This window comes from Paracoccus haematequi (assembly GCF_900631945.1).
Classification (GTDB): Bacteria; Pseudomonadota; Alphaproteobacteria; order Rhodobacterales; family Rhodobacteraceae; genus Paracoccus; species Paracoccus haematequi_A.
This window is the reverse complement of record NZ_UZWE01000023.1, coordinates 131698-142972: the sequence shown is the minus strand read 5'-3', so window position 1 is coordinate 142972 and position 11275 is coordinate 131698. Positions and strand designations below refer to the sequence as shown.

Sequence of the window (11275 nt, the reverse complement as noted above, 5' to 3'; positions counted from 1 at the left end):
CCCCATCGCCCCTCCCTCCGGTCCCGCCACCCAGGCCGAGCCGATCCGCATGCGGACCCTGATTCTGCTGCGGTGGTTCGCGATCGCCGGGCAGACGGCGGCGGTGGTGGTCGCGCATCTGATGGGCATCGGCTTCGCCATCGGTCCCGTCCTGGCGCTGATCGCCGCCGCCGCGGCCCTGAACCTGTGGCAGGGGCTGTGGCCCCGGCGCCGCACCTCGGCCCGGCTGGCGGTGGTGCATCTGGCCTTCGACGTGATCCAGATTTCCGCCCTGATGGCGCTGACCGGCGGGCTGGCCAATCCCTTCGCCCTGCTGGTCCTGGCGCCGGTGACGGTGGCCGCGACATCGCTGGACACCCGCCAGACAGTGGCCCTGGGCCTGGCGACGATGATCCTGGTGTCGCTGGCGTCGCGATTCGCGCTGCCCCTGCACGACGCGGACGGGACCGAACTGGCCCTGGCGCCGGTCCTGGCGTTGGGGCACTGGGCGGCGCTGATGATCGGGGTGGTGTTCTTCGCGGGCTATGCGCATCGGGTGACGGCGGAACTTCAGGCGACCTCGAACGCGCTGTTCGCGACGCAGATGGCCCTGGCGCGCGAACAGCGGCTGCAACATCTGGGCGGCGTCGTGGCGGCCGCCGCGCACGAGATGGGCACCCCCCTGGCCACCATCAAGCTGATCGCGGCCGAACTTGCGGACGAACTGGACGACCGCCCCGACCTGCAAGCCGACGCCATCGCGCTGCGCGATTCCGCCGTGCGCTGCGGCGACATCCTGCGCAGCATGGGCCGGGCGGGCAAGGACGACCTGCACCTGCGCAGCGCCCCCCTGCGCACCGTGCTGGAGGACGCCGCCGAACCTCATGCCGGACGCGGCCCCGTGGTCGAGATCCGCGCCGACGGGCCCCAGATCCGCCGCGACCCCGCCGTCATCCACGCGCTGCGCAACCTGATCCAGAACGCCGTCGATTTCGCCGCCGCCCGCGTGGTGATCGAATCGCAGGCCGGGGACGGCTGGCTGGCGGTGACGATCCGCGACGACGGCCCCGGCTATCCGCCCGCGCTGCTGGCGCGGATCGGCGATCCCTATCTGACCAGCAAGCGCGGCGGGCCGCAGCGCGAGGGCTATGACGGCATGGGCCTGGGCCTGTTCATCGCCAAGACGCTGCTGGAACGGTCCGGCGCGCGGCTGGATTTCGACAATGGCGGGCCGGGCGCTGTCGTGACCGTCCGCTGGCCGCTGGACCGGATCGCCGCCGACGCGCGCGCGGCCCTGGGCGACAATCCCCGGATGACATGACGTTTTTAACTGTTCGTTAAGCCCCTTCGCTTTAAGGTTGTCCAAACGCGAAGGAGCTTCTGATGTCCCTGCACGGTATCGGGCTGGTCTTTCTGGCGGTGTTGACGGGCACCGCCTCGGTCCTGCTGGCGGTCGCGCTGCTGCGGTGGTGGGACAGGGGTCCGGGGCGGCGCGGGGCGCGCCTGCCGCAGGGCCTGGACGGCAGCCTGAAGCCGATGGTGCTGCTGTTCCGGGGCCAGCGCCTGGTGGACGCGACGCCGCCCGCCCGCGCGCTTCTGGACCGCATCTCGGCGCCGGAAAGCGAATGGACGCGGCTGCTGCAATGGATCGGCCCGCGCTTTCCCGACGCCATCGACGGGCTGTCGCGCATCGGCCGGGCAGGCCGCTTCGAATGCCTGGGCCAATCCGGCACCGGCAGCGCCACCCTGAGGCTGCTGGTCGAACAGATCGATTCGGATCTGCTGCGCATCACCATTACCGACCCCCAGGCGGAATATGCGGGAATCGTCGTCGATTCGATGTCCCAGCAGGCGATGGAGGAGGAACTGGACCTGCTGCGCCGGTCTCTGGACCAGACGCCGATGCTGGTCTGGCGCCAGGATGCCGAGGAACGCGTGACCTGGGCCAACGCCGCCTATCTGCGCAAGGCCGAGGCGCAGGCGGACGAGCCCATCGGCTGGCCCCTGCCGCGCCTGCTGGATTCGCCGCGCCCGGTGCCGGGCGCCGGGACGCGGACGCGGCGCGCCTCGCTGACCCAGAACGGGGCGGTGTTCTGGTACGACTGCCACAGCCACCCGACCGGCGATCAGACGATGATGTTCGCGCTGCCCGCCGATGCCGCCGTGCGCGCCGAACGATCCCTGCGGGAATTCGTGCAGACGCTGACCAAGACCTTCGCCGACCTGCCCATCGGACTGGCGATCTTCGACCGGCAGCGGCATCTGCAACTGTTCAACCCGGCGCTGATCGACCTGACCAGCCTGCCCACCGGCTTCCTGACCGCGCGGCCGACGCTGTTCGACCTTCTGGACAAGCTGCGCGAATTGCGGATGGTCCCCGAGCCCAAGGATTTCCGAAGCTGGCGCCAGCAGATGAGCGATCTGGAAAGCGCCGCCGCCACCGGCCACCATGTCGAGGAATGGTCCCTGCCGGGCGGTCAGACCTATCGCGTGACCGGCAGGCCGCATCCCGACGGCGCCGTGGCCTTTTTGTTCGAGGACATCACCTCGGAAATGAGCCTGACGCGCCGCTTCCGAGCCGAAATGACGCTGGGCCACAGCATCCTGGACGGCCTGGGCGACGCGGTGGCGGTATTCGGCCAGGACGGGCAGGTGATCATGTCGAACCGCCCCTATCGCGAGTTGTGGCCCGGCGCCGAAAGCCTGGCCGAGGCGCTGGCCTGCTGGCAGGCCGGGGCCGAGGCGGGATCGGGTGTCGCGGCCCTGGGCGCGCGGCTGACCCAGGCCGAGACGGGGCTGCGCGACACCGGGCTGATGGCGGGGCCGCAGGGGCAGTTGCTGGGCTGGGCGGTCACGAAGCTGGGCGCCGGGCGGCAGATGGTGCGCTTTCGCCTGCCCGACCCCGCCGCCGCAGCCCTGGCGGACGACAAGGCGATGCTGGCAAGCGCGGGTTGACGCGCCTCAGCCCAACCGGGCGAAGGCGGCCAGCACCACGCGTTCGGATTCGTCCAGATACCCCGCCAGCATGGCCGCTGCCTGGTCCTGTCGCCCCTCGACCAACAAGTCCAGGATCCGGGCGTTGCGATCGATATAGGGTTCGTGCAGCCGTTCGGGACTGTCCAGCAGCCCGAAGGCCAGCCGCAATTCCGCGATGATCTGCGCAAAGAAACCCTGCAACCGGGCGCTGTCGGTCAGCGCGACGATGGCGGCATGGAATTCCATGTTGGCGCTGCCGACCATGCGCCAGTCCTGGATCTCGCGCGCGGCGCGGGCCTTCTCGACGGCAAGGCGCATCTGCGCCACGGCCTCGTGCCGGGGCCAGGCATGGGCCAGGGCGGGCACCTCGATCAGCCGCCGCACGCGGTAGATGTCGACGATGCTGGCCATCGACGGCACCGCGACGAACACCCCGCGATTGGGTTCGTGCCGCAACAGGCCTTCGCGCGTCAGCAGGCGGAACACCTCGCGCAGGGTATTGCGCGACACGCCCAGTTCGGCGGCCAGCCGGGTTTCCGACAGCCGCTGACCCGGCGGCAGGGCGCCGCCGGTGATGTCGTTGCGCAGCCGCGAGGCCGTTTCCTCGGCAAGCCCGGTCAGATCCGTCGTCATCTTCCGCCCCAATATCCCAAGACGCAGGATGGACGCCCCCAGCAGGACAGGCAAGGCGATGCGGCCCGAATCGGGGGCTTTTCAAAGCCTGTTCCGCGAACAAATTCCGCCCCCCGGCAGGTCAGCTGCTTATTTCGAAGGCTCTTTCCGGTTCTTTTGTTCAACAATCACGGTAGATATGTCAGATAATCGTTGACAGCCTGTCATCCTGGCTTCACTTTTCAGTCATTCCGAAAACGCCACCCTTCCTTGCAGCAGGAGCATGACTGATGAGTGCCACCGCCGTTCCCACGGCCGCCAATGCCACCCTGCGGGGCGGGTTCCTGGCGGCGATCTTCCTGATGGCGACCTCGGCCATCGGGCCGGGCTTCATCACCCAGACCGCGACCTTCACCGCCAAGCTGGGTGCGGCCTTCGCCTTTGCGATCCTGGCCTCGATCCTGATCGACTTCGTGGTGCAGCTGAACATCTGGCGCATCACCGCGCTGACCCGGAAGAACGCCTCCGAGACCGCGAATGCCGCGATCCCCGGATCGGGCTATCTGCTGGCGGTGCTGGTGATGATCGGCGGGCTGGCCTTCAACGTCGGCAACATCGCGGGCGCGGGCCTGGGAATGAACGCCATGTTCGGCCTGGATCCGAAGATCGGCGGCGCCATCTCGGCCCTGCTGGCGATCGGGGTGTTCCTGTCGAAACGCGCCGGGCTGCTGCTGGACCGATCGCTGATCGGGCTTGGCATCCTGATGATCGTGATGACGGTGATCGTCGCCGTCACCTCGAACCCGCCGGTGGGCGAGGCGCTGCGCCAGACCGTGTTTCCGGCGGTGATCGACTTTCCGACCATCACCACCATCGTCGGCGGCACCGTGGGCGGCTATATCACCTATTCCGGCGCGCACCGGCTGCTGGACAAGGGGCTGGTCGGCGAACAGCACCTGGCCGCCGTCACCCGCGCCTCCCTGACCGGGATCGCCGTCACCGGCGTGATGCGCTTCGTGCTGTTCCTGGCGATCCTGGGCGTCGTCGCCTCGGGTGTGACGCTGGATCTGTCCAGCCAGGCCGCGAACCCGGCGGCGCAGGCCTTCGCCGCAGCGCTTGGCGACTGGGGGATGCGGATCTTCGGCGTGGTGCTGTGGGCGGCGGCCATCACCTCGGTCATCGGCGCGGCCTATACCTCGGTCAGCTTCCTGGTGGCCTTCATGGAGATGACCGAGCGCAGCCGCAACATCGCCACGGTGATCTTCATCGGCGTGTCGCTGGCGGTGTTCGTGGCCATCGGCACCGCGCCCGCCGCGCTGCTGGTCTTCGTGGGCGGCTTCAACGGCCTGATCCTGCCCATCGGCCTGACGATCTTCACCTATGTCGGCTTCGCGCGATCCGACCTGATGGGCGGGCACCGCTACAACCGGCCGCTGCTGATCCTCAGCGCCATCGTCTGCGCGCTGACCTGGTACATGGGCTATCGGTCCTTCGGCGCGATCTTCGCCTTCCTGGGCCTGTAAAAGGGGGAAACCCATGCGAACCATCGACCTGAACAGCGACCTGGGCGAGGGCTATGGCGCCTGGACCATGGGCGACGACGCGGCGATGCTGGGCATCGTCAGTTCCGCCAACGTCGCCTGCGGCTTTCACGCGGGCGACCCGCTGACCATCCGCGCCACCGTGGCGCAGGCGGCGGCGCGGGGCGTGGCGGTCGGGGCGCATGTGTCATACCCCGACCGGGTGGGCTTCGGGCGCCGCCCCATGGACGTGACCTCGGCGGAACTGACCGCCGATGTCATCTATCAGATCGGTGCCTTGCAGGGGATAGCACAGGCGGCGGGAATGCGGGTCAGCTATGTGAAGCCGCACGGGGCGCTGTACAACACCATTGCCAACGACGCGCGCCAGGCCGATGCGGTGATCGCCGCGATCCGCGAGATCGACGATTCGCTGGTGCTGATGGCGCTGGCCGGGGCGCCGATCCTGTCTCGCGCCACTGACGCCGGGCTGGCGACGGTGGCCGAGGCGTTCGGCGACCGCGCCTATACGCCGGACGGCCAGCTTATGTCGCGCCGGGAACAGGGCGCGGTGCTGCACGACGCCGATGCCGTGGCCGCGCGGATGCTGCGCCTTGCGACCGAGGGCGTGATCGAGGCCGTTGACGGATCGACCCTGCGCCTGTCCGCCGACAGCATCTGCGTGCATGGCGACAGCGCGGGCGCGGTGGACATGGCCCGCCGCATCCGAGAGGAGCTAGTGGCGGGCGGCGTCACCATCGCCCCCTTCGCGGGGGCGGTCTAATGCGTCCCGATCCCGCAAGCGCCGCCGCCGCCCGCCTGGCCTGCCGCAGCACCGTCGCGCCCACCGCCGGGATGGCGCCGGGCTTTACGCAGTGCAACATGATCTCTCTGCCGCGCGACTGGGCCTGGGATTTCCTGCTGTTCGCGCAGCGCAACCCCAAGCCCTGCCCGGTGCTGGACGTGACCGATCCCGGCAGCCACCAGACCGCGCTGGCGCCCGGCGCGGATCTGCGCACCGACATTCCCCTGTATCGCATCTGGCGCGACGGGCTGCTGGCCGATGAGGTGGCCGACGCGACCGAGGCCTGGGCCGAGCATCCCGACCTCTTGACCTTCCTGATCGGATGCTCTTTCACCTTCGAGACGCCCTTGCAGGCGGCCGGGATCGAGGTGCGCCATATCGCCCAGGGCTGCAACGTGCCGATGTATCTGACCAGTCGCGCCTGCCGTCCCGCCGGGCGGCTGCACGGGCAGATGGTCGTGTCGATGCGCCCGATCCCGGCGGACCGCGTGGCCGAGGCCGCGATGATCTCGGGCCGCTTCCCGGCGGTCCACGGCGCCCCGGTCCATGTCGGCGACCCCGGCGGCCTGGGCATCGCGGATCTGTCGCGCCCCGATTTCGGCGATCCGGTCCAGATCCGCGACGGAGAGGTGCCGGTCTTCTGGGCCTGCGGGGTCACGCCGCAGGCGGCCGTCATGGCCTCGAAACCGCCCTTCGCCATCACCCATGCGCCGGGGCACATGTTCGTCACCGACATCCCCGACAGCCAGTGGCAGGTGTGACGATGCGCTTCCTTCCCGTGGGGCCGCGCACGCTGCTGGTGGAACTGGCCGACCTGGACGAAACGCTGGCGCTGTTCGACGCGCTGCTGGCCGATCCCATCGACGGCGTGGCCGAGATCATCCCTGCCGCCCGCACGCTGATGGTTCGCGTGGCACCGGGCTTTGCCGCCGATGGCGCCCTGGCGGCGACGATCCAGGCGCGCCAGCCCGCGCCGGGCACGCTCCGCGCGGAAGGCCCGGTCGAGACGGTCGAGATCCCGATGAGTTATGACGGCGAGGATCTGGCCGATGTGGCGGCCCACATGAACCTGACCGTGGCCGAGGTGATCGCCGCCCATCAGGCCGCCACCTGGCAGGTGGCCTTCTGCGGCTTCGCGCCGGGCTTCGCCTACATGACCGGCGACGATCCGCGTTTCGATGTGCCCCGCCGCCCTGCGGCGCGCACCAGGATCCCGGCGGGGTCGGTGGCGCTGGCGGCGCGGTTCTGCGGCGTCTATCCGCAGGACACGCCCGGCGGCTGGCAGCTGATCGGCACGACAAAGGTGCCGATGTGGGATCTGTCCCGCGACCCGCCCGCCCTGCTGCGCCCCGGCATCCGCGCCCGCTTCGTCGAAGGGGCGGCAAAGGTGCATCCCTCTGCCGCGATCCCGGAACCGCAGGGTCAACCCGTGCTGACCGTGGTGCAGACCGCCTTTCCCATCGTCTTTCAGGACGAGGGGCGGCCGGGGCAGGGCGGGCAGGGCGTCTCGGCATCCGGCGCGCTGGACATGGGGGCGATGCGCCGGGCGAACCGCGCTGTGGGCAACCCCTCGGACGCGCCGGTGCTGGAGATCACGCTGGGCCCCGTGCGGCTGCGGGCGGAACGGCCCGTGACGCTGGCGCTGACCGGCGCGGGCCGGGCCACGCTGGACGGGCAGGCCCTGCCCTCGGCCTTCGCGCTGGATGCGGAGGACGAGGTGCTGATCCCGCCTCCCGCCTGTGGAATGCGCAGCTATCTGGCGCTGCGCGGCGGCTTCGACGTGGCCCCGGTTCTGGGGTCGGCGGCGACCGACACGCTGGCCTTCGTCGGTCCCCAGGCGCTGACCGCCGGGGCGCGGCTCTATGCCGCAAACCATTCCGCCGCCGCCATCGGCGCGCCCGAGGATCAGCCTGCGCTGCCGAAGCCCGGCGACACGGTTGAGTTGCCCGTCGCCCTCGGCCCCCGCGCCGACTGGTTCACCCCGGACATGATCGCGCAGTTCCTGTCCCAGGACTGGCTGGTCACGCCCCAATCGTCCCGCGTCGGCATCCGGTTGGAGGGCACCGCCGTCACCCGCGACGATGCGCGCGAACTGCCGTCCGAGGGCACCGAGACAGGCGCCATCCAGATCCCCCATTCCGGCCAGCCGGTGCTGTTCCTGGCCGACCATCCGCTGACCGGCGGCTATCCGGTGATCGCGACCCTGCTGCCGTCCGCACTGGATCTGGCGGGCCAGATCCCCCCCGGCGCGCGGATCCGATTCACCGCCGCCGCCCCCTTCCAGGACATCGAGGCAACGCCATGACCATTTTCGCCACCGGCCCGACCCTGCCGCTGACCCGCCTGCTGATCGCCAACCGGGGGGAAATCGCCGTCCGCGTCATCCGCGCCTGCCGCGACGAGGGAATCGAAACGGTCGCCGTCTATGCCGATGCCGACCGCGACGCCCCCTTCGTCGGGATGGCCGACCAGGCCTTCGCGCTTGGCGGCGACAGCCCGGCGGACACCTATCTGGACGGGGACAAGATCATCGCCATCGCCCGCCGCGCAGGCGCGGACGCGATCCATCCGGGCTATGGCTTCCTGTCCGAAAACGCCGGTTTCGCGCAGGCGGTGCAGGATGCGGGCCTGATCTGGATCGGGCCCGACCCTGCCGTCATCACCGCCCTGGGCGACAAGATCGAAGCCCGGCGCATCGCGGAAGCGGTCGGCGCGCCGCTGGTCGCGGGCACCCCCGGCCCGGTCGAAACGCCCGCCGATGCGCTGGCCTTTGCCCGCCAGCACGGCCTGCCCATCGCCATCAAAGCGGCCTTCGGCGGCGGCGGGCGCGGCATGAAGGTCGCCTGGCGGCTGGAGGAAGTCGAGGAACTGTTCGCCTCGGCCACGCGCGAGGCGCTGACCGCCTTCGGCCGCGGCGAATGCTTCATCGAGCAGTTCCTGGACCGCCCCCGCCATATCGAGGCGCAGGTGCTGGCCGACCGCCACGGCACCGTCAAGGTGATCGGCACGCGGGACTGTTCCCTGCAACGCCGCAATCAGAAGCTGGTCGAGGAAGCGCCCGCCCCGTTCCTGACCGACGAACAGCGCGCGCGCATCCATGACAGCGCCCGCGCGATCTGCGCCCATGCGGGCTACAGCGGCGCGGGGACCGTGGAATACCTGCTGTCGGCCAATGGGACGATTTCCTTCCTGGAAGTGAACACCCGCCTTCAGGTCGAACATCCCGTAACCGAGGAAACCACCGGCATCGACCTGGTGCGCGGCATGATCGCGGTGGCGCGCGGGGCCAGGCTGGCCGATGACGGCGTGCCCGACTCGCGCGGGCACAGCATCGAATTCCGCATCAATGCCGAGGATGTGGCGCGCGGCTTCCTGCCCACGCCCGGCCCGGTGGACCGCTTCGATCCGCCCTCCGGGCCGGGCATCCGGCTGGACAGCGGCGTGGTCGCCGGGTCCGTCATCCCCGGCAGCTTCGATTCGATGATGGCCAAGCTGATCGTGACCGGCGCCACCCGGCCCGAGGCCATCGCCCGCGCCCGCCGCGCCCTGGCCGAGTTCCGCATCGAGGGCGTGGCGACGGTCCTGCCCTTCCACCGCGCCGTGCTGGAGGCGTCCGATTTCCGCGCCGAGGATGACCGCTTCGCCGTCCATACCCGCTGGATCGAGACCGACTTCGCCGGCACCCTGGCCGAAGCCGTGGCCCCCCATGCGCGCGTGACGCCCGCCCAGGCCCCGGCGCTGCTGCGCGTCGCCATCGAGATCGACGGCAAGCGCCACGAACTGGGCCTGCCCGCCGGAATCATGGCCGCCGCCCCCGGCGCAACCGATCCCTCGCCAGCCGCCGCGCCCCAGGCCGACGCCGCCGTCGTGACCGCCCCGGTCCCCGGCACCCTGACCGCCTGGCAGGTCGAGGACGGCGCGGAGGTCCAGCCCGGCCAGGTGATCGCGGTGATGGAGGCGATGAAGATGGAGACCCGCGTCGAGGCGCATCGCGCAGGCCGCATCAGCCAGACCGCCAAGCCGGGCGAGGTGCTGGGCTTCGGCGCCCCCCTGGCCCGCATCGACGGCTGAGAAACCCCGGCGCGCCGCCGCCCGCGCGCCGGGGCAAGCCCTTACAGAACCCGCATGATGGCGCCGCGAAGCTGGTCTACCGCCAGGGCGGCGAAGGTCAGCGCGCAAAGGCCCATCATGATGTTGACCACCAGCCCGTTGCGCCATTCGGCGGGGGTGCGGGCGGTGTTCAGGATCCACAGAAGCGTGATTGCCATGAAGGGCATGAACAGCGCGCCCAGCACGCCATAGGCCAGGATCAGATAGACCGGCTGGCCCAAAAACAGCATGACCATCGGCGGGATCGTCAGCCAGACGATATAGAACTTATAGTATCGCCCGCCCGACAGCCGGTCGGGATGGTCGTGCGGCTTGCCCTGCACATGGCCGAAGAAATCCGCGAACATCAGACTGACACCGTTCCAGACGCCCACCAGCGACGACATCGACGCCGCCCAGAAGCCCACCAGGAACAGCTTGCCCATCCAGGCGCCGTAACGGTCGGCCAGCACGCCTGCCAGGTCGACCATGCCTTGGTCGCCGCTGCCGATGGCGATCTGCGCGGAATACAGAAGCTCGGCCCCGACGATCAGGGTCGAGATGACGAAGATCCCCGTCACCAGATAGGCGATCCCATTGTCCAGCCGCATCACCCTCATGAAGCGCGGCGTGGTCCAGCCCTTTTCGCGCAGCCAATAGCCATAGGCCGCCAGCGTGATCGTGCCGCCGACGCCGCCCGCCACCGACAACACGTTGATCATCGCGCCCTCGGGGATCACGGGGACCAGGCCTGCCGCGATCTCGGCCAGGTTCGGCAGGGTCAGGATGGCGGCCAGCAGCATGGTGATGAACATCAGGATCACCATGGCGGTCAGCACCTTCTCGAACAGGTCGTAGCGGCCGGACCAGACCAGGGCCAGGCCCAGCAGGCCCGACACGATCCCCCAGGCCGCCACGCTGCCGAAGGGCAGCAGCGAATACAGCGCAAGCCCCGTCCCCGCCATTGCGGCGGCGCCGTAGACGAAGCCCCAGATGACGATATAGGGTCCGAAATACCAATGGGTCCAACGGCCCAGGCTGGACCAGCCTTCAAAGATGGTGTTGCCGGTGGCAAGGGTGTAACGGCCCGCGCCCTCGACCAGGATCACCTTCATGATGCAGCCCGCGACCACCGCCCACAGCAGGGCATAGCCGTATTTGCTGCCCGCAACGGTGGTGGCGATCAGATCGGCCGCGCCCACGCCGGTCGCGGCGACGACCAGGCCGGGGCCGACAAGGTTCCATTTCGGCTCGGCGGGGGGGTGGTTTCCGTGTGTCATCAATCTCTCTTCGC

At 69.9% G+C, this 11275-nt stretch carries 9 protein-coding genes; 7 read left to right on the top strand and 2 right to left on the bottom strand.

The genetic code is table 11. The features are described from left to right. The first annotated feature begins 49 nt into the window (after positions 1 to 49). Together PARHAE_RS05175 and PARHAE_RS05170 are read left to right on the top strand one after the other, a co-directional pair. Positions 50 to 1300 (top strand): ActS/PrrB/RegB family redox-sensitive histidine kinase, encoded by a 1251-nt coding sequence (locus tag PARHAE_RS05175; RefSeq protein ID WP_420899388.1) that lies wholly within the window; start codon positions 50 to 52, stop codon positions 1298 to 1300. A gap of 62 nt (positions 1301 to 1362) precedes the next feature. Continuing rightward, positions 1363 to 2934: a PAS-domain containing protein gene (locus PARHAE_RS05170; RefSeq protein ID WP_126153538.1), complete on the top strand. Its 1572-nt coding sequence runs from the start codon at positions 1363 to 1365 to the stop codon at positions 2932 to 2934. Between the two features lie 6 nt (positions 2935 to 2940). On the opposite strand, the gene PARHAE_RS05165 is transcribed toward PARHAE_RS05170, so the two are convergent. Continuing rightward, positions 2941 to 3588 carry a GntR family transcriptional regulator gene (locus tag PARHAE_RS05165; RefSeq protein ID WP_126153537.1) on the bottom strand — a complete coding sequence of 216 codons (648 nt, stop codon included), beginning with the start codon at positions 3586 to 3588 and terminating at the stop codon, positions 2941 to 2943. Between the two features lie 269 nt (positions 3589 to 3857). On the opposite strand from PARHAE_RS05165, the gene PARHAE_RS05160 reads away from it, so the two are divergent. The 5 genes from PARHAE_RS05160 to PARHAE_RS05140 are packed head-to-tail and all read left to right on the top strand — an operon-like array spanning position 3858 to position 9963. Further along, a complete protein-coding gene (locus tag PARHAE_RS05160) occupies positions 3858 to 5090 on the top strand; it encodes an NRAMP family divalent metal transporter (protein ID WP_126153536.1) in 1233 nt (410 codons plus the stop codon). 13 nt (positions 5091 to 5103) lie between these two features. After that, positions 5104 to 5871: a LamB/YcsF family protein gene (locus PARHAE_RS05155; RefSeq protein ID WP_126153535.1), complete on the top strand. Its 768-nt coding sequence runs from the start codon at positions 5104 to 5106 to the stop codon at positions 5869 to 5871. Beyond that, complete coding sequence (locus PARHAE_RS05150; protein WP_126153534.1) at positions 5871 to 6653, top strand: putative hydro-lyase; 783 nt, start codon at positions 5871 to 5873, stop codon at positions 6651 to 6653. The genes PARHAE_RS05155 and PARHAE_RS05150 overlap by 1 nt, the downstream gene beginning before the upstream one ends. Before the next feature lie 2 nt (positions 6654 to 6655). Further along, positions 6656 to 8197 (top strand): 5-oxoprolinase subunit B/C family protein, encoded by a 1542-nt coding sequence (locus PARHAE_RS05145; protein ID WP_126153533.1) that lies wholly within the window; start codon positions 6656 to 6658, stop codon positions 8195 to 8197. Next, entirely contained in the window at positions 8194 to 9963 is a 1770-nt protein-coding gene (locus PARHAE_RS05140) for an acetyl/propionyl/methylcrotonyl-CoA carboxylase subunit alpha (RefSeq protein ID WP_126153532.1), read from the top strand. The genes PARHAE_RS05145 and PARHAE_RS05140 overlap by 4 nt, the downstream gene beginning before the upstream one ends. Before the next feature lie 41 nt (positions 9964 to 10004). On the opposite strand, the gene PARHAE_RS05135 is transcribed toward PARHAE_RS05140, so the two are convergent. Then, on the bottom strand, positions 10005 to 11261 hold the full coding sequence (locus tag PARHAE_RS05135) for an Nramp family divalent metal transporter (RefSeq protein WP_206436869.1): 1257 nt from the start codon (positions 11259 to 11261) through the stop codon (positions 10005 to 10007). Between the last annotated feature and the right edge of the window lie 14 nt (positions 11262 to 11275).